Genomic DNA, 17,130 nt, shown 5'->3' with positions numbered 1-17,130 from the left:
GCCCACGTCGCTCATCCGACGACGGCGTAGGCGCGGACGAACGTGTGGGTCACCGCGCTGCCACCGTCGGCGGCGGCCTTGGCACGCAACGAGACGAACCCGGAGCCGGGGTTGTCCACCGTGGCGAGCCAGCCGTCGCCGTCGGCCCGCACCGGGACCGTCCGCCAGGTCACGCCGTCGTCGAAGGACGCCTCGATCGACGTGAGCCGCTTGCCGGACGGGGTGCCCTCGATCCGGACCGGGATCTCGGTGGTGGCCCCGGCCTGGGCGCGGTTCATCGTGTCCAGCCCGAGCGGCGCCAGCCGCACGGCGAGCAGCGGCAGTGCGGTCGCGGCGTCCGTGTGGGTGGACCGGAACCGCCACTCGGTGTCCACGACGGTGCCGGTGGCCTGCTTCGGGAAGTAGGCCGAACGGTCGGCGTGCACGGTGAGCGTGTACTCCCGGTCCTCCGCCGGCAACGCGGCGGCGAGCCTGAGGAACCGGTTGTAGGGCGCGCTGGCGACGACCTCGCGACGCCCGTCGCCGTACGTGAGGGTCACGGTCCCGTCGGCGTGCGCGTTGCCCCAGTGGCCCGGGGTCGAGTCGGCGAAGTAGTCCATGGGCGTGTAGCGCAGGTTGTCGCCGTCCCGCGTCGCGACCGACGCCGGGTTGTGCATGGCGGGCCCGATCACCCCGCCGTGCCACAGCTCCTCGCGGTCGTCACCGGCCCCGAGGGTGACCTCGGGCGCCACGGTGGCACCGCCGCCGAAGTCCGCGGGGTAGGGCGTCGTCATCGACCGCCGCCACGTGTATCCCGGCGTCACGTACTGGTCGATCACCGCGGGCGCCGCGAAGTGGAACTGCGGGGTGGCGGTGTCCAGCCCGGCGACGAGCGGGCCCATGCCCAGGTAGGCGTACCACGGGATGTCGGTGTTGCCGGACCGGTAGGTCGCCCGGATCTTGGCCATCCGCGTCCGGTCCACCCGCACCGACGGGTCCTCTGGCACACCGTCGGTGTGGTGGCGGACCACCTGGTAGACGTACGGAGTCGGTTCCGCGTTCGCCTTGACCCAGACCGACTGGTGGAAGAACGTCAGCCCGTCCCGCCTGATCGGCAGCACGTACGGCAGGTTCTCCGGCACGGAGCCCTCGTCCCAGTTGTAGCCGAGGTAGCCGAAGCTGACGTCGCTGTCGCCCGCCCGGAACTGGTAGACGAGCCAGTGACCGCGGTGCTTGGCGTCCGGCTCACCGACGTCGACCGCGACGTGCCTGGCCTGCCGGGCGTCGATCGTGACCGAGCGCGGCGCGCCGTCCACCGACACCGTGGCCGAGGCGATGGTCATGTCGCTCGGCGTGCCGCCCGGGGTGACGACGTAGGTCTGCAGGTGCCAGTCGCCGGGTGGCAGCCGCACGACCCCGGCGCCCTGGTTGGTGCGGGTCTGCAGGAACTCCCCGGTGGCGAGGTTGACGAAGGAGACCGCGCTGCTCGTAGCCGACGGGGCCCCGTCCCGGTCGACCACGTCGACGGTGACCTGGTAGCGCTCGGTGTCGACGGTGACGGCGAGCGCGGTCCGCAGGCTGGTCCGGCCGTCGCGGGTGGTGGCGGTGAGCGTGCCGGTGTACGCGCCGGGCGGGACGTCACCGCGGATGGTCACCGGCACCGCCCGCTTCCCTCGCGGCGGCACGACCAGGTCGCGGCGGCCCACGTCGACCAGGTTCCCGGGGGCGCGGCGGCCTTCGGCGTCGGTGAGCTCCGTGCCGAGCCGCAGGAACACCGGCCTGCCCGTGTCGTTGTGGTAGGTGACCGTGCGGGTGACGCGCTGCCGAGGTCCGTGCGGCCACTCCAGGAACTCCGAGATGCTCCCCGTGTCCGCACGGACGCCCTGGACGGCGCGGTCGAGGTCGACGCGGCCGGTGCCCTGCGCGTACACGTCGGCGCCGTCGGTCGGCTCGGCGGTGCTCATGAGCGCGGCCTTCAGCTCCCCCGGCGACAGCGGCACCCGCCGGGACGCGTACCGCTCCGCGAGCACGGCGGCGGCTCCCGCCACGTGGGGCGCCGCCATGGACGTGCCGTTCGCCGCCGTGTAGTCCTCGCCCGCGGGCCTGCCCATGAAGGTGCCCTCGGCGCGGGCCGCCACGATGCCCACACCCGGTGCGGTGACGTCCGGCTTGATCGCGTCGTCGTCCTGGCGCGGGCCGCGCGAGGAGAAGGGGGCGAGCTGGTCGGACCGGTCGACGGCGCCGACGGTCAGCGCCGCGTCCGCGGTACCCGGCGAGTTGATGGTGCCCCGCTCGCTGCCGGAGTTGCCCGCGGCCACGACGAACAGCGTCCCGGTCTCCTCGGTGAGCCGGTTCACGGCCGCCTCGATGGGGTCGGTGCCCGGGCCGTCCGGCCCGCCGAGGCTCATGTTGACGATGTCCGCACCGGTCTCCGTGGCGGCCCACGCCATGCCCTGCAGGATCCAGGACTCCGCCCCGGAGCCCCCGTCGTCGAGCACCTTGCCGACCGCGAGCCGCGCCCCGGGAGCCACGCCCCGGTACTTGCCGCCGGAGGCCGCGCCGGAGCCCGCGATGATCGACGCGACGTGCGTGCCGTGGCCGTGCCCGTCGGCCGCCGAGTCCGCGCCGGTGAAGCTCTTCGCGGTGGTGACCGCGTTCTTGATGTCCGGGTGGCCGGGGTCGTACCCGGTGTCGAGGACGGCGACGGTCACGCCGCTGCCGTCGTACCCCCGCCGCCACGCGGCGGGCGCCCCGATCTGCGCGGTGCTCTGGTCGAGGCTCGCCTCGACCTTGCCGTCCAGCCAGACGTGGGTGACGGCGGCGGTCCGCGCACGCGGTGCCGTCATGTCCCGCCACGCGGTGGTGGCGTCGTCCTTGGCGACCCGCGTCGCCGTCATCCCCAGCGCCGCGAGCGGCCGGGTGGCCTCGGTCGCGGCGATGCGCCGGTCCGCGTCTCCCTGCTCGACGATCAGGGGGATCGCGTCCGTCTCGGCGTCGCCGTAGCCCCACTCGAGCAGCCGGGTGACGTTGAAGAGCCGGGGATCGACCCGCCCGTCCACGATCATCGGCTCGACGTCCGACGGGAGGACGGAGAGCTGTCCGTCGCGCCGGACCGTCGAGAACCGCACCTCGCCGCGCCCCGGCCCGGGCTCGACGTCGATCTGGGCGGCACCTTCCGGTCCGCGTGCGACGGTCACCACGTCGCCGGTCACGAGGGTCACCACCTCGGCGGCCGGTGCGTTCTGCTGCCGCGGTGCCGCGGCAGACGTCGGTGTGCCCGTCGCCCCCGCTGTCGTCAGGGCCGCCACGGCCGTGACGGCCGCCGCGATCGCCAAAGGCCGTCTCATTCGTCTCCCTCGCGCCTGTCCCTCTGTCCGGTTGGGACAGTTACTACTGGACAGTGCGGGGTCAGCGGAACGGTCCTGTGATGGCGGCTTGTCGCCATGTCCAGTATCCGCCACCCGGTCACCCCGCGGCGACCACGTCCCACGCGGCGAGAGCACGGTCGGCCACCGCGAGCAGCGTGGCCCGCGCCGCGCCGTCCCGCGCCTGCACGGACATGCCCTGCATGACCGCGTTGTAGAAGGCCGCGACGCGCACCGCGTCGGTGCCGGGTGGCACGTCGCCCTCGGCCATCCCGCGTTCGACGCGGTCCTGGAACAGGCGTTCCATCCCCCTGCGCCGGTCGGCCAGGTGGTCGCGCAGGGCCGCGCTGCGGTCGGTGTACGTCGTGGCGGCCAGGACGATCATGCAGCCGCGCGGGTTGTCCGGCTCGGTGTAGGCGCACGCGTTCGCGCGCAGCGCCCCGGCGATCGCCTCCCGCGCGGTGGCGCCGGTGGACAGCGCCGTCATCGCCGCGGCGCCCTCGGTCTGTTCGTAGAGCGCGACGGCCTCGCGGAACAGCTCCTCCTTCGAGCCGAACGCGGCGTACAGGCTCGGGGAGTTGATGCCCATGGCGCGGGTGAGGTCGGCCATCGCCGCGCCCTCGTACCCGTGCTCCCAGAAGACCCGCATGGCGCTGCCGAGCGCTTCCGCACGGTCGAAGGTGCGTGGTCTGCCCCGGCCGGCCATCGCGCACCCCATTTCTGTATCGAGCGACATGGAAACCCTTGACAAGGGTAGGGCACGCTGGGCACTGTATTTATGTACCGATCGACACAGAAATGAGGGACTATGCGGGAACTGGCAGGCAAGGCCGCGCTCGTGACCGGGGGCAGCCGGGGTATAGGGGCCGCGATCGCATCGCGGCTGGCCGAGTCGGGTGCCGACGTGGCGATCACGTACGTCCGCGCGAAGGACCGCGCGGACGAGGTGGTCGAGCGGATCGGCGGACGTGCGTTCGCGGTCCAGGCCGACAACACCGACGCTGACGCGGTGACACGGGCCGTCGACCGGACCGTCGCCGAGTTCGGCCGGCTCGACATCCTCGTCAACAACGCGGGTGTGTTCCCGTTCGGGGCGATCGAGGACGTTCCGCTCGAGGAGGTCGACCGGACGCTCGCGATCCACACCCGTGCGACGTTTCTCGCCAGCCAGGCCGCGGTGCGGCACATGGTCGGCGGTGGCCGGATCGTGTCCATCGGCAGCAACCTGGCCCAGCGCGTGCCGTTCCCCGGGGTGGCGCTGTACGCGATGAGCAAGTCCGCGCTGGACGGGTTCACCAAGGCGCTCGCGCGTGAGGTCGGGCCGCGCGGCATCACTGTGAACGTCGTGCATCCCGGTTCTACTGATACCGACATGAACCCGGCTGACGGCGACGCCGCCGGGCACCAGCGCTCGTTGATCCCGCTCGGCCATTTCGGCGTCGCGGCTGACATCGCGGGCACTGTCGCGTTTCTCGCGGGGCCTGGTGGGGGTTACGTCAACGGGGCCGCTATCACTGTCGATGGGGGTACTAACGCCTGATTCCCCGGCACGGGGGGCCTCGCCGGACCGGCTGACCTCGTCCTGTTTGGTGGATCATCCACTTCTGGGCTTTGTTGCTGGGGGATCCTCCATGGTCTTGGGGCCGCCTTGGGTGCTGAAGTGGTCTTGTGAAGTTGACCTCGGTGATCACGCGGGTGGACGTGCCCGCCAGGCAGGGGCGGGCCGTCCACGTCGGGGCCGGGGACCTCGTGCGGGTGAGCACTCCGGAGGGGGCGCAGGTGGGTGACCTCTTCGCGTTCGTCTCCGCCGACCCGGCCGAGCACCTGAGTGCCGCGCACACCCGTGGGTCCTGGAACGGTTCCACGCCGACCTGGCCCGGCTGCGTGCGGCGGGCCACTGGATCGTCGAGCGGAAGATCGACTCCCTCGACGCGGCGCGCGGGCTGCACCAGCGTCACGCGCACATCGTGGAAGCGGAGGCGTTCGCGGCGTACGGGGCGTGCCTTGAGCAGCCGGACCTGCTCGGCCCTCAGGTGCGGCGCCGCCTCGAACGGGCGCGTTCGCGCCTGCACGAAGGCTCCGCCGACGCGCTCTACCAGGCCATGCCGTTGCTGCGGCGCCAGTTCCGCCGCGAGCTGGGGGACGCGCTGCTGCTGAGCCCCGTGGTCGAGATCGACGCCCCCGCCCACGAGGACGTACGCGTATCCGCGGAGGCGCACGACGAGCTGAACGCTCGTGCCCTGGCGCTCACGATAGTGCTGAGTTACCTCGACGCACCCAGCCTGGTCATCCCGACCGGCACCGCCGAGCGACCCGCGAGCCTCCAGCTCTCGGGCGTTGCCGGACAGGACCGCCGGGTGCTGGACGCGGCACGGCCGCTCACCCGGACCTGACCGCCACTCAGTGCTGGTCCTCCCGGCGCACGACGGCGACCGGGCACGGCGCGTGGTAGGTCACCGCGTGGCTGACCGAGCCGACCAGCACGCTGCGGACCGCGCCGCGGCCGTGGCTGCCGACCACCAGCAGCGCGGCGCCCTCGGCCTGTTCCATCAACGCGTGCGCGGGCCGGTCGAAGCTGACCACGCGGTGCACGGAGACGCCGGGATAGCGCTCCGCGTCGGCGGACAGCGCCTCGGCGAGCAGCCGATCGCCCTCCCGGCGCACCTCCGCCATGTCCTGGTCCCACACCCGCACCGGTTCCAGCGCGTCCATCGGCAGGTCCGACCAGGCGTGCACGGCCACCAGTTCGCCGCCGTGCCGCGCGGCGAAGTCGAAGGCGAACCCGATGCCTCTGGCGCTGGTGCTGGAACCGTCCACGCCCACCACCACCCGGCCGGCGTGCGCGGGCGGGTCATCGGTGCCCCGCACCACCACGATCGGCCGGTCACAGGTGTGCACCAACGCGGCGGCGGTCGACCCGAGCAGCATCCTGGGCAGGGCGGTCCGCCCCGACGCGCCGATCACCACCAGGTCGGCCGCGCGGGCGATCCGGGCCAGTTCCTCGGCGGGGCGACCGAACTCGACCCGCGTGCGCAGTTCCAGATCGGGCCGGTTACGCCGTATCTCCCGTTCGATCTCGGCGAGCCCGCGCTCGGCGTGGTCGTGCAGCGTCCGCTCCTCGAGAAGAGAGCCGCCCGGTGGCATCGTCGTCGCCATCGGCGGCAGCGTCCCGGTGACCGGCCAGTCCACCACCTCGACCACGACGAGACCGCTCCCGCGGCACGCGGCCTCCCGGGCCGCCCACAGGGCCGCCAGCCGCGCGTGCTCGGAGCCGTCGAAACCCGCCACCACCTGGGGCTCCAGTGCCGGTTCTGACATGGCTACAACCTCCGTCGGCACGGGTACCCCGTTCGAGGCGGGGTAGTCACGTCCGTCGGCCCGCGAGAGTAGTCGCGCCCCCGCTCAAATAACACAGTCGTGCCATTACAAGGAACTCGCACCCCGGATCGGGTGAACTCGCACCTACCGTCGTTCGCTCGCGCGATCAAGGGGCAACCACGTGATGTCCGAACATTCACGGGAGGACGACATGATGAAAGTCTACGACGAGGAGATGTGCGGGCTCGTCGTGCGCGATTCGCACGGCGAGAAAATCGGCAAGGTGCGGGAGATCTGGGCCGACGAGCACACCGGGACTCCGACGTGGATCTGCGTCGACACGGGGTTCCTCGGCAGGCACCACTCGTTCGTGCCGACCGGCGCGGTGGTGCGGCTGCCCGACCACGTCGCCGCCTCGATCCCCAAGCAGGTGGTGGACGGCGCACCGCGCGTGCACCCGGTCGGCGACACGATGGAGGCGGTCGAGCAGGACGTGCTGCGCGCCTACTACCGAACGGAGGTAGAACAGTGAAATCCCTTGTGTACAAAACGATCGCGACGCTCGTGGCGAGCTGCGCGATTCTCGTGGGACCGGTGACCACGACGACGGCCGCGACGTCGGCGGTCAGTCAGGTGGACATCGCGCAACAGCAGGACGAAGACGACGACGGCGGCGGCAACGGCCTGTGGGGCCTGCTGGGGTTGCTCGGCCTGACCGGGCTCATGGGTCTCAAGCGCGGCAAGACCGAACATCGCGTCGGCTCCGCTGATCCGCCGCCCGCGACCCGCTACCGCGAGCGATGAGAAGACCGGCCGCATCGTGGAGAGTTCTGGAGGGAGTGTCCATGCGGCCGGCCCTTTTCCAGGATACCGGGCGAACCTGCCCAAACAAGACGTAGACACCATTGTGCAACATTTCGGACCTGGCAATAACAAACGCTTCACCTCAGCGCGTCCGCGAGCGTTTCGTGCAACGAGAGCACGGTGTCCAGGCCGGTCAGGCGGATCGGGCGGAGACATTCCCGCCCCGTGCCCACCACCCGCACCTCGGGCCGCCCCGCCTCGGCGGTCTCGACGAGCACGAGCAGGCCCGCCGACGACAGGAACGTCACCGCCATCAGGTCGATGACCAGCAGCTTCGGTCCCGCCCTGGCGACCTCTTCGATTGTCGACCGCAGTACAGGTGCGGTCACCATGTCCACGTCACCACGCACGTTCAGCACCGTCGCGTCGGCGTGCCGGGTGACCGAGACGTCGAAGTCGTTTTCTGTCATGCGGTTCCCAATTCCAGAAGCAGCAAAGCGGCGACGGCGCACCCTGTGGTGACGCCGTCGCCGTTCTTCCTGTCGACATCCCACCCGGACCGGCGGAGCGGCAGCGACATCACCTCGTCGAGACTCGACGTTATCGTCACGTGTTACCGGCGAATGGCGCCAACGTGCCGAGGTATCATGGTCATGGACGACCCCACTACGTCACCGTGATCCTGTGAGAATTAGCGGATTCGCGTCATTACAGGCCGTCGCGGACGCCGTCCGCACCGCGAATCCGGCCACATGTGGTGAGCGCGCCACCAGAATGGCCGAGAGCGCGCCCGCTCGAGCGGTTTTCGTTTCTCCGCATGCGATACCGCCGGTCAACAGGGTGCACAGCCCGGATTAATCACTGGAAAGTGGGGTTTGATCCGGATTTTTTTCCCGCCGTGACCAGCATCACGACCGACAACCCCGCCGAGCAGAGGTTTCCCGATTCCGGGAGAATATCGCCTGCCCGGCGGTCACCGTCGGGGGCCGACACGGCACGAACGGGTATTCGATCGCTTCTTTCGGGTCCACAGGAAAGTCATCGCGGTGATCTGTGGGTAGCTTTCAGGTGCTTGGACCGTTTCCCTAGAGCTTTTCGAAAGGAGACTGTGTGATGCCCAAATTGGCTGGCCGTGGCGTTTTCGTCGCGGCCCTCGCGATGCCGCTCGTGCTGGCGGCGGCGCCGCTGACCGCGTCGGCCGACGAACCGGACGACATGACGAGTGCGACCTACGAGGACGTCGTCGCGTACGCGGACCACGACGGCGCGTGGGTGACCACCACTGAGTCCGGTGCCGTGTCAGGCGACCACCACGGTGACCATCACGGCGACCACACCGCCGCGTGGCACGAAGAGACCACCGCGGCGGCGGACGGGGACGGCGCGTTCGTCGAGTCGACCGAGAGCGCGGCCTACGAGAGCGACGACCACGGCGACCGCCACGGCGCCGACACCGCGGCCTGGCACGAAGAATCCGTCGCGGCAGCCGACGACGACGGCGCGTTCGCGGCGTCAACCGAGAGCGCCGCCCACGAAGGCGACCACCACGGCGACCACCACGGCGACCACCACGGCGACCACCACGGTGACCACCACGGCGACGCCACCGCCGCGTGGCACGAAGAGACCACCGCCGCGGCCGGCGATGACGGCGCCTACGTCGAGTCGACCGAAAGCGCCGCCTACGAGAGCGACGACCACGGTGACCACCACGGCGACCACCACGGTGACGCCACCGCGGCATGGCACGAAGAGACCACCGCCGCGGCGGACGAGGACGCCGCCTACGTCGAGTCGATCGAAAGCGCGGCCTACAACCGCGACAACGGCGACAACGGGCACCACCACGGTGACGCCACCGCGGCATGGCACGAGGAAACCACCGCCGCGGCCGGCGAGGACGGCGCGTTCGTCGAGTCGACCGAAAGCGCGGCCTACGAAGGCGACGGCGGCCACCACCACGGTGACTCCGACGACGTCGAGGGTGCGATGTACGAGCACTCGGCCGCGGCCGCCGGTGAGGACGGCGCGTGGGCGGAGAACGTCGAATCCGCCGCGTTCGATCTGGACTGACAAGAAAAGTGAGGCCCGGCGCCGACTCCGTGCCCCCGGAGTCGGCGCCTTCCCCATTGGAGGAAACATGACACACACGCTCATCCCGCAGACACTTCTCTCGGACAAGGAGCTGGCGGTCGTGCGCCTGCTGGCCGACGGCCTGCGGACGAAGCAGATCGCCCGGCGGCTCGACATCAGCATGAGCGCGGTCTCGATGCGCCTCGCCCGCGCGGCGGAGATCCTCGGCACGACGACCGCGATCCAAACGGTCGTGGCGAGTGTCCGCCTCGGCTTACTCGAAGCGGACACCCACCGCGCGGCGCGGCTCCGCCGTGAGATCGCGGAACGCCACTCCTCGACCTGCGCTCTGCTGCGGACCCCGTCGTGTGACTGCCGCGGTTAGTGGATGGGCCTGCGGGGCGGGCGGACCTGCTCGAGGTCGTGCTGGTCCAGGGTGTCGAACTGGGTGAGCACCGGCTGCAGCTTCGTCAGGCACCGGATCACGATCTGCGAGATGTTGGACGACGACGTGTTCATCGCGGCGGCGATCTCGCCCACGCTCATCCCTTCGAACAGGCGGAGCCGGGTGATCTCCCGCTGTCGCTCGGTCATGTAGCCCATCACCCGCAGGATGCGGTGCCGCATCTCGCATGCGGCGACCCGGCGCACGGCGATCGCGGCCGTGTCCTCGTCGGACTCGCGCTCCGTGTGGTCGTCGTCGACGGCGGTGGCGGGAAGATCGCACTCGGCCACGCTCATGCTGGTGATCAGGTCGATCAGGAACGCCCGCCAGTCGGGCTCGTCCGCGGGCGGGTTGCTGAGCACCTCGACGAACACCTCGTTGACGATGTCCGATGCCTCGCGGTCGGCTCGCCGCCCCAGACAACGCGCCGCCACTTCGATCAACGCAGGGCGATACTCGGTGTAGATCTGCTCCCAGTTCACTGGAGCGCTCGTCCTCACGGTCCTCATCCGAGCCCAACCCGAAAATCGCTCGAGTTCTCGTGGTTTGTGACAGGTCAGGTTTCCCGTCCCTGGTCACAACCCGGCGGACGGGTGGTTTGACGGTTCGAACGCCCGGCAGGCTGTTTTACCGAGGCTTCCTTGCAGGGAAATATACTCTACCGCGAATTTCGTACCGCGGGTCGATAACCTTCAGACGATGATCGCGGGACGGCGACTTCAGACAGCGGCGCTCAGGGCCGCAGCGGCTCCGGGCCGACCGGCGGCACCGCGGGCACGTGCTGCGGCACGCCCGCCGCGGCGGGCGTGGGCGGTGCCGACAGAGGTGCCGGCAGAGGTTCCACCACGGGGTCCGACAGCGGCTCCGGCGAGGGCAGCGGTGCCGCGGCGTGCTGGCCCGGGCGCTCGACCGATTCCGGCGCAGGCAACGGCGCCGTGGCGTGCTGACCCCACTGTTGCTCATCGGACCGGCGCGGTGGTGGCATACGGTGGTGCAGCCCGCCGCTGCCGAACATCTCCCGCAGCGACGCCTCGCTCTCCTGCAGACCGCGGAGCAAGGCGCTCGCCTTGTCCAACGCGTCGTGGACGATCTGCCGTGCTTCCTCGGCGGCCAGCGCCCGGCACGTGTCGGCCTCGCGCTGTGCCTCCTCCACCAGTTCCACCCTCCGGCGCAGTTGATCCTCCGCCTGCTCGGTGAACTGCTGGGCGGCTTCCTCCGCCTCGGCACGGATGCGTGCGGCGTCCTGTTCCGCGCTGTCGATCAGCCACTGCACCGTGGTGGACGCCGACGCGGTGTCCTGACCACCGGTCGTCTCGAGCGCGAGCGCCCGTGTCACCGCACGGTCGCGCTCCTCGTGTGCGTAGCGGAGCGCGCTGCGCAGCTCGCGCACCTCGTGGTCGACGGCATCGCGGTCGTAGCCACGGAACCGGGTGGGGAACGACGGCGTGAAGCCATCGAGAACGTCCTTTGGCACAAGGCTTCCTTCGTCTCTCACTTCGCTTCAACCGACGAGGCAGGACCAGCCGTGACCGGTCCTGCCTCCACCCACCCCAAGGGGGTCCTATACCGTCAGCCGTCCGAAACGGCCTCAGCCCTCCTGGACCGAGCCACCGCTGGACCCGTCCACTGCGGCACAGTTCTCCGGTGCAGCGCTCTGCGCGTCGCTGGCACCGGGCGATGCCACCGGCACACCGATCCCGTTGCCGACGTCCTCGACCGGAACCTGCACGCCGAGCACGTTGACGTTGTTGTCGCAGATGCCGACCGTGCCACTGACGTTGTGCAGCCCGTCAACGTTGTTGAGGTTGACCAGGCCGACTTCGCCGTCGCCGTCACGGTCGTTCGCGAAGGGCAGGCCGCTGTCGGCTGCCGCGACGCCGCTGAAGGGGATGACACCGGCGGCGACGGCGGCGGCGCCGACGATGAGCTTTTTCAACACGAAGACTTACCTCTCGTTGGTGGGCGGCAGATTGCTCTGCCGACGGGGAGAACCCCGACGCCGAAGCGTCAGTTGTCCTGGATGGAACCGCCGTCGTTCAGGCTCGCCGACGCGCAGTTGTACGGCGAGGCGGCCTCGGCGTCGTGCTCGCCGGGCGACAGGATCGGCACGCCGACACCGTTCAGGGCGTTCTCGATCGGCACCTGGATGCCGAGGACGTTGACGTTGTTGTCACACACGCCCACGGCGGCGTTCACGTTGTGCAGCAGGTCCAGGTTGTTGAGGTTGACCAGACCGATCTGGTCGTTGCCGCCGCCGTGGCCGTGGCCCCAGTCCGGGTCGCCCGACCCTTCCGCGGCGGCGAACCCGCTCATCATCATCATCCCGGCGGCCGCACCGGCCACTACGAAAGCTGCCTTCTTCAACATCGAAAATTCCCTCGTTTGATTGCGCGATCAATTTTCAGGTCGATCTTGCTTTCGACCGGATGCGACACTAGCGCGACGGCGTTACGTCATTCCACTTCGGCAATGCTTCTGGGTGTTGTTATCCTTCGTTGATTTCTTTTTCATGTCACTGGATGCCGATTCATGTACGCAGCGGAGCGACTTCGTCACCTGTATGGGTGGTTTAGTGCACTTCTGAGCCCCCGGAAGTGGTTCGGAAATCCCGGGTGGTATAGCGGGCGGCGGTCGGATCCTTTTGCCGTCGGCGGGTTTCGCCGCCGTGGCTGACGAGGTTCAGCCCCTCGGTGGAGGCGCGGCGGGCGTGTACCGGCACGCGGGGTCCCAGAGCAGGAACGACGACGCACCGGCCTTCGCGGCGGCGCGGACCTGTGCCACCACCTCGGCCGTGCCGTACGGGTGGGCCAGGCTGAACGCCTGGAGCCACGGGATCACCTGCGCGTCGGTGCCGCGGACCTGCCGGACGAACGCCGCGACCGATCGGGCCGTGATGTCGTACGGCTGTTTCTCCGGATGCGCGACGCCGTACTCGCCGGGCCCCCAGTGGGACGGGTAGACCATCGGAGACACGTAGTCCACGTGCTTCGCCATCGCCGGGATGTCCTGGGCGATCGCCGTGGGACGTTGGGCGGCGATGCCGAACACCGAGGCGCCCAGGAACGTGCCGTGGCCACGCACCGCGGCGCGGGTCTTGGCGAGGAACGCCACGATCGCCTGCTCCGGGGTGCCCCGCAGCCCCGGGATCCGCATCCGGGACAACGCGCCCTCCGGCCTGCGCACGTAGTCGTACAGGATGTCGTCGAAGCCCAGCTCCGCGGCCTCCTCGGCGAGTGCCACGTTGTAGTCGACCACCTCGGGGTCGGCGAAGTTCGTGAACGCGTACTCGCCGTAGGAGCCGGACCAGGGCTGTCCGCCGGTGGTCTGCAGGACGCGGTTCTTCTCACCGGCCCGCCAGGACGCCTGGGCCAGGATGGGATCGCGGAACGCGACGAGCCTGCCGACCACGCGGATGCCGGCCGCGTGCAGCTGGTCGACGACGGCCTTCGCGTCGTAGTGGTCGCGGGTGGCGCCGATCCGTCGCGCCAGCGGGATCCGCGACCGGTAGCCGATCTCACCGGCCTCGTCCTTGATGTCGAGCTGCACGGTGTCGATGCGCCCGTCGGCGGCCATCGCGAGCACCGGTTCTCGCAGGGCCCGTGACGACCAGCCCAGCGCGGACATGTGCACCGCCCGCATGCCCGGGTGCCGGACGGCGACCGCGTGTTCCCGCGCGCTGTTGTTCCCGGCCTCGTCGCGTGCGACGACGTGCACGGTCGTGGGCACGGACGGCATGGAGACGGCGAAGGTGCCGTCGTCGTCGAGGTCGGCGGGGCGGTGGTCGACGGTCACCGCGGTCGCGCCGACCGCCCTGCCTTTCAGGGTGAACCGCGCGCGGAGGTCCGTCACCGCCGTCTCGTCGACGGTCAGGCGCGGTGGCGTGCCGTCGACCGTGATCGTGCGCGTGACCTCGTCGTCCGGCAGCAGCCAGCGCGCCCGGCGCGCGGTGAGCGTGTGGGTACCGTCGTTCAGGTCGGTGTCCGTGAGGACCAGCCGGTTCCCGCTCCTGCGGACCGGGACGGGTTCGCCGTCCACGAACACGGACACCCCGGACAGGTCCGCCTCCGACGACGCGGTGACACCGAGTTCCGCCAGCCCGTCAGGAGTGACCGCCACGTCCTGCGCGACACCCGTGAAGGCCAGACCGCCTGCCAGGTCCCGCAGGACGGGGACGGCGACCACCGCCGACGCGGCGAACACGCACGCGCCCACCAACGCGACAACCCGGCCCCGTCGCCATCGAACCGTCATGCCACACTCTCCCCACTCCAGCAGACACGCACACCGCGCTGGGCATGCCCGCCCGCGTCAGGGCTAACCTGTTATCACCTGATCGTGCTCTCTTTGCGTTGCGCCGCAAGGAAAACAGCTCGATGGTTGAGTGGTGTCCGCACCACGCACGACCACGGTCGCGCTCGTCGCCGCGCTTCTGGCGACGGCCGCGTGCACCATCGCGCCGTCGCCACGACCGTCCAGCCAGCACATGCGCGCCCCGGTCTCGAACGCACCCGCCCCGGCCACATCGCCGACCGGCACGTCCACACCGAGCGCGGTCGACCCGGCCGCCGTCGACGCGAACGAGCTCGGCACGGTGCCGGTGCTCATGTACCACCGGATCACCACGGCGCCGAAGACCGTGTACGACCGGACCCCCGACGCGTTCCGCGCCGAACTCGTCCGGTTGGTACGGGAGGACTACGTCCCGGTCACCGCGGCGGACTACGTCGACGGCGACCTCGACCTCCCCGCGGGCGCCCACCCGGTGGTGCTGACGTTCGACGACGGTGACCCGAGCCAGTTCTCGCTCGACGCGGCCGGCCGGCCCGCGGCGGGCACCGCGGTGTCGATCATGCTGGCGGTGGCGGCGGAGCACCCGGAGTTCCGGCCGGTGGCGACCTTCTTCGTCAACGCCGACCCCTTCGGGGACCCGGGTGGGTCGCGGACGTTGCCGTGGCTGGCCGAGCACGGCATGGAGGTCGGCAACCACACCGCGACGCACGTGAACCTCGGCGAAGCGACATCAGACGAGGTGCGGCGGGAGATCCTCACCCAGGACCAGGAGATCCGCCGCACGGGCCTCTCCCCCGCCACGCTCGCGTACCCCTTCGGCGCGACGCCGGACGAGCCCGGCCTCGCACTGCGTGGCACCGTCGGCGCGGCGGAGTACCGGTACCGGGGCGCGTTCCTGGTGGGCGCCAACCCGGCCCCGTCCCCGTACGCGGCTGACTTCGCCCCGGCGGCGATCCCACGCATCCGTTCCCAGGACGCCACCGGCGCGGACGCCGCGTTCTGCTCGACGGTGTGGCTGGACAAACTGGCGGCGGCCCCGGCGACCCGGTACACGTCGGACGGCGACCCGAACCACATCTCGTTCCCGGCGGCCGCGGCCGGGAACCCGGCGGCCAAGTTCGCTCAGCGGGTGCGGACGTACTGACCGGCGCGGTCGGTCGCGCGGTCATTGAGTGCCCAGGCGGCGAGGGCGCAGTGGGCGAGTGCCGCGCCGAGGACGGTGGAGCCGGTCCAGCCCGCGGCGTCGAACAGCGCGGTGGTCGCGGTGGCGCCGAACGCGGACCCGAGGGAGTAGAAGACCATGTAGCCGCCGATGGTGCTGCTGGTGCGGTCGGCGTACACGGCGGTGAGGACGTGCTGGTTGCCGACGTGCACGACCTGGACCGCGAAGTCGAGCACGACCACGCCGAGGACCAGTGGCAGCAGTGACCAGCCGAGCTGTCCCGTCGCGAACCAGGACCCGAGCAGGAGCAGGAGTGCGACACCGGTGACCCGGCGCGCGTGCCCGGCGTCGGCCCAGCGGCCTGCGCGGGCGGCGCTCAGCGCACCGGCGAGCCCGGCGATGCCGAACAGTCCGATCTGCGTTTCGCTCAGGTGCCACGGCGCACCGGAGAGAGGGAGCGCCAGACCGCTCCAGAGGGTGCCGAAGGAGGCGAAGAGGAAGAAGGCGACCAGCCCGCGGCGGAGGAACACCGGCCGGGTGAACAACCCGCCCAGGGATCGGATGACCTGCCCGTACCGTTCGGTGCCCGCGCGGACGTCCGCGGGTAGCACGACGAGGCTGAGCACGCACAGCAGGGCGGCGAGGACCGCCAGGGCGACGTAGCCACTGCGCCAGCCCCACAGGTCCGCCAGGCTTCCGGTCACGACCCGGGCGCCGAGGATGCCGACCACCACGCCCGAGGTGACGACACCCAGGTCGCGGCCACGCTCGCCGGGTGAGGAGAGCGACGCCGCGTACGCGACCGCGGTCTGCACCACCACCGCGAACACGCCCGCGACGGCGAGACCTCCGAACGCCACCCAGGCGACCGGCGCGGCCGCGGTGGCCGCCAGCCCCGCCGCGACCAGTCCCAGGTGCGCGGCGATCAGGCGCGCGCGGTCGAGCATGTCGCCGAGCGGCACCAACAGCACCAGCCCGGCGAGGTAACCGAGCTGCCCGGCGGCCACGAACCAGCCGACCGAGTCAGCGGGCACGCCGAGGTCGCGCCCCATCGCCGCCAGCACGGGCTGCCCGGCGTAGACACCGGCGACCGCCACCCCGCACACCACCGCCAGCAGGAACCTCGTCCCACGGCCCACCGCGACCTCCGCATTTGGTTTCAAATTGCAACTCTTTGACGGTAGGGCAAAATGGTTTCGTTACGCAACTCATTTGGAGGCGTGGTGGGACTGAGCCTCACGTGGACGGACCCGAACTGCCCGGTCGCGCGGGCGGTCGACGTGATCGGCGACCGGTGGAGCCTGCTGATCGTCCGCGACGCGATGGACGGGGCGCGCTCGTTCACCGACTTCCAGCAGCGCACCGGCATCGCCCGCAACATCCTCGCCGACCGGCTGCGCAAGCTCGTCGCCCACGGCCTGATCAGCCAGGTGGAGGCGCCGTCGGGAAAGCGCCGCGTCTACGAGCTCACCGCGGCGGGCAAGGACCTGTTCCCCGTGCTCGTGACACTCCGCCAGTGGGGCGAGCGGCACGCCTTCGACGCGGACGAACCCCATTCGGTCCTGGTCGACGACGAGGGCACGGTCGTACCGCGGGTCGTCCCCACGGCAGGGGACGGCCGCCCGCTGACGAGCGACACGACCTCCGTGCGCGGACGCGGGTGACGGCTGAACTCACCGCACCGGCCGTCCCGC

The 17,130-nt window shown here is 70.7% G+C and carries 17 protein-coding genes and 2 pseudogenes; 9 read left to right on the top strand and 10 right to left on the bottom strand.

The features are described 5' to 3' along the window. Positions 1-11 precede the first annotated feature (11 nt). The gene (locus ACIBVP_RS01240; RefSeq protein ID WP_396103932.1) at positions 12-3,326 is read right to left on the bottom strand and encodes a S8 family serine peptidase; all 3,315 of its coding nucleotides are present in this window, start codon (positions 3,324-3,326) and stop codon (positions 12-14) included. Positions 3,327-3,444: 118 nt separating this feature from the next. After that, a complete protein-coding gene (locus ACIBVP_RS01235; RefSeq protein ID WP_396103931.1) occupies positions 3,445-4,080 on the bottom strand; it encodes a TetR/AcrR family transcriptional regulator in 636 nt (211 codons plus the stop codon). 72 nt (positions 4,081-4,152) lie between these two features. Between ACIBVP_RS01235 and ACIBVP_RS01230 the strand changes: the two genes are divergently transcribed. From ACIBVP_RS01230 to ACIBVP_RS01220, 3 genes and pseudogenes are all read left to right on the top strand, one after another. Next, positions 4,153-4,884: an SDR family NAD(P)-dependent oxidoreductase gene (locus tag ACIBVP_RS01230; protein WP_396103930.1), complete on the top strand. Its 732-nt coding sequence runs from the start codon at positions 4,153-4,155 to the stop codon at positions 4,882-4,884. Between the two features lie 128 nt (positions 4,885-5,012). Then, positions 5,013-5,180: pseudogene (locus ACIBVP_RS01225) on the top strand (DUF1989 domain-containing protein); the annotation flags it as partial. 2 nt (positions 5,181-5,182) lie between these two features. Then, positions 5,183-5,737: pseudogene (locus tag ACIBVP_RS01220) on the top strand (amidase family protein); the annotation flags it as partial. Between the two features lie 7 nt (positions 5,738-5,744). Here the strand turns inward: ACIBVP_RS01220 and ACIBVP_RS01215 are convergent. After that, positions 5,745-6,662, bottom strand: a complete 918-nt coding sequence (locus ACIBVP_RS01215) for a universal stress protein (protein ID WP_396103929.1) — start codon at positions 6,660-6,662, stop codon at positions 5,745-5,747. A gap of 211 nt (positions 6,663-6,873) precedes the next feature. Here ACIBVP_RS01215 and ACIBVP_RS01210 point away from each other — a divergent pair, with 211 nt between their 5' ends. Together ACIBVP_RS01210 and ACIBVP_RS01205 are read left to right on the top strand one after the other, a co-directional pair. Further along, a complete protein-coding gene (locus ACIBVP_RS01210; RefSeq protein WP_396103928.1) occupies positions 6,874-7,194 on the top strand; it encodes a PRC-barrel domain-containing protein in 321 nt (106 codons plus the stop codon). Continuing rightward, complete coding sequence (locus tag ACIBVP_RS01205; RefSeq protein ID WP_396103927.1) at positions 7,191-7,466, top strand: WGxxGxxG family protein; 276 nt, start codon at positions 7,191-7,193, stop codon at positions 7,464-7,466. Before ACIBVP_RS01210 ends, ACIBVP_RS01205 begins: the two co-directional genes overlap by 4 nt. 137 nt (positions 7,467-7,603) lie before the next feature. Here the strand turns inward: ACIBVP_RS01205 and ACIBVP_RS01200 are convergent, their stop codons facing one another. After that, on the bottom strand, positions 7,604-7,936 hold the full coding sequence (locus ACIBVP_RS01200; protein ID WP_396103926.1) for an STAS domain-containing protein: 333 nt from the start codon (positions 7,934-7,936) through the stop codon (positions 7,604-7,606). Positions 7,937-8,579: 643 nt separating this feature from the next. On the opposite strand from ACIBVP_RS01200, the gene ACIBVP_RS01195 reads away from it, so the two are divergent. Together ACIBVP_RS01195 and ACIBVP_RS01190 are read left to right on the top strand one after the other, a co-directional pair. Continuing rightward, positions 8,580-9,539 (top strand): hypothetical protein, encoded by a 960-nt coding sequence (locus ACIBVP_RS01195; protein WP_396103925.1) that lies wholly within the window; start codon positions 8,580-8,582, stop codon positions 9,537-9,539. Positions 9,540-9,606: 67 nt separating this feature from the next. Further along, positions 9,607-9,924, top strand: a complete 318-nt coding sequence (locus ACIBVP_RS01190; RefSeq protein ID WP_396103924.1) for a LuxR C-terminal-related transcriptional regulator — start codon at positions 9,607-9,609, stop codon at positions 9,922-9,924. Here ACIBVP_RS01190 and ACIBVP_RS01185 read toward each other — a convergent pair. From ACIBVP_RS01185 to ACIBVP_RS01165, 5 genes are all read right to left on the bottom strand, one after another. After that, positions 9,921-10,466, bottom strand: coding sequence for an RNA polymerase sigma factor (locus ACIBVP_RS01185; protein WP_396103923.1), 546 nt, complete (start codon positions 10,464-10,466; stop codon positions 9,921-9,923). The genes ACIBVP_RS01190 and ACIBVP_RS01185 overlap by 4 nt on opposite strands. A gap of 251 nt (positions 10,467-10,717) precedes the next feature. Continuing rightward, complete coding sequence (locus ACIBVP_RS01180; RefSeq protein ID WP_396103922.1) at positions 10,718-11,458, bottom strand: hypothetical protein; 741 nt, start codon at positions 11,456-11,458, stop codon at positions 10,718-10,720. A 114-nt stretch (positions 11,459-11,572) separates the two neighbouring features. Continuing rightward, positions 11,573-11,923 carry a hypothetical protein gene (locus tag ACIBVP_RS01175; protein WP_396103921.1) on the bottom strand — a complete coding sequence of 117 codons (351 nt, stop codon included), beginning with the start codon at positions 11,921-11,923 and terminating at the stop codon, positions 11,573-11,575. Positions 11,924-11,991: 68 nt separating this feature from the next. Next, complete coding sequence (locus ACIBVP_RS01170) at positions 11,992-12,351, bottom strand: hypothetical protein (RefSeq protein ID WP_396103920.1); 360 nt, start codon at positions 12,349-12,351, stop codon at positions 11,992-11,994. A gap of 312 nt (positions 12,352-12,663) precedes the next feature. Next, positions 12,664-14,235 carry a putative glycoside hydrolase gene (locus ACIBVP_RS01165; RefSeq protein ID WP_396103919.1) on the bottom strand — a complete coding sequence of 524 codons (1,572 nt, stop codon included), beginning with the start codon at positions 14,233-14,235 and terminating at the stop codon, positions 12,664-12,666. Between the two features lie 133 nt (positions 14,236-14,368). Here ACIBVP_RS01165 and ACIBVP_RS01160 point away from each other — a divergent pair, with 133 nt between their 5' ends. Beyond that, complete coding sequence (locus ACIBVP_RS01160) at positions 14,369-15,418, top strand: polysaccharide deacetylase family protein (RefSeq protein ID WP_396103918.1); 1,050 nt, start codon at positions 14,369-14,371, stop codon at positions 15,416-15,418. Here the strand turns inward: ACIBVP_RS01160 and ACIBVP_RS01155 are convergent. Further along, positions 15,397-16,575, bottom strand: a complete 1,179-nt coding sequence (locus ACIBVP_RS01155) for an MFS transporter (protein ID WP_396103917.1) — start codon at positions 16,573-16,575, stop codon at positions 15,397-15,399. The genes ACIBVP_RS01160 and ACIBVP_RS01155 overlap by 22 nt on opposite strands. Before the next feature lie 51 nt (positions 16,576-16,626). Here ACIBVP_RS01155 and ACIBVP_RS01150 point away from each other — a divergent pair, with 51 nt between their 5' ends. Next, positions 16,627-17,100 (top strand): winged helix-turn-helix transcriptional regulator, encoded by a 474-nt coding sequence (locus tag ACIBVP_RS01150; RefSeq protein ID WP_396103916.1) that lies wholly within the window; start codon positions 16,627-16,629, stop codon positions 17,098-17,100. Positions 17,101-17,130 lie beyond the last annotated feature (30 nt).

The sequence above is a fragment of the Actinophytocola sp. NPDC049390 genome, assembly GCF_044466355.1.
Lineage (GTDB): Bacteria > Actinomycetota > Actinomycetes > Mycobacteriales > Pseudonocardiaceae > Actinophytocola.
The sequence above is the reverse complement of the archived record's forward strand: the minus strand, read 5'-3'. Positions and strand labels throughout refer to the sequence as shown.

Bases quoted from the DNA above. Each gene is read 5' to 3' on its own strand.
- ACIBVP_RS01170 (WP_396103920.1), bottom strand. From the start codon at position 12,351: ATGTTGAAGAAGGCAGCTTTCGTAGTGGCCGGTGCGGCCGCCGGGATG.
- ACIBVP_RS01210 (WP_396103928.1), top strand. From the start codon at position 6,874: ATGATGAAAGTCTACGACGAGGAGATGTGCGGGCTCGTCGTGCGCGAT.
- ACIBVP_RS01215 (WP_396103929.1), bottom strand. From the start codon at position 6,662: ATGTCAGAACCGGCACTGGAGCCCCAGGTGGTGGCGGGTTTCGACGGC.
- ACIBVP_RS01240 (WP_396103932.1), bottom strand. From the start codon at position 3,326: ATGAGACGGCCTTTGGCGATCGCGGCGGCCGTCACGGCCGTGGCGGCC.
- ACIBVP_RS01235 (WP_396103931.1), bottom strand. From the start codon at position 4,080: ATGTCGCTCGATACAGAAATGGGGTGCGCGATGGCCGGCCGGGGCAGA.
- ACIBVP_RS01230 (WP_396103930.1), top strand. From the start codon at position 4,153: ATGCGGGAACTGGCAGGCAAGGCCGCGCTCGTGACCGGGGGCAGCCGG.
- ACIBVP_RS01150 (WP_396103916.1), top strand. From the start codon at position 16,627: ATGGTTTCGTTACGCAACTCATTTGGAGGCGTGGTGGGACTGAGCCTC.
- ACIBVP_RS01190 (WP_396103924.1), top strand. From the start codon at position 9,607: ATGACACACACGCTCATCCCGCAGACACTTCTCTCGGACAAGGAGCTG.
- ACIBVP_RS01200 (WP_396103926.1), bottom strand. From the start codon at position 7,936: ATGACAGAAAACGACTTCGACGTCTCGGTCACCCGGCACGCCGACGCG.
- ACIBVP_RS01195 (WP_396103925.1), top strand. From the start codon at position 8,580: ATGCCCAAATTGGCTGGCCGTGGCGTTTTCGTCGCGGCCCTCGCGATG.
- ACIBVP_RS01165 (WP_396103919.1), bottom strand. From the start codon at position 14,235: ATGACGGTTCGATGGCGACGGGGCCGGGTTGTCGCGTTGGTGGGCGCG.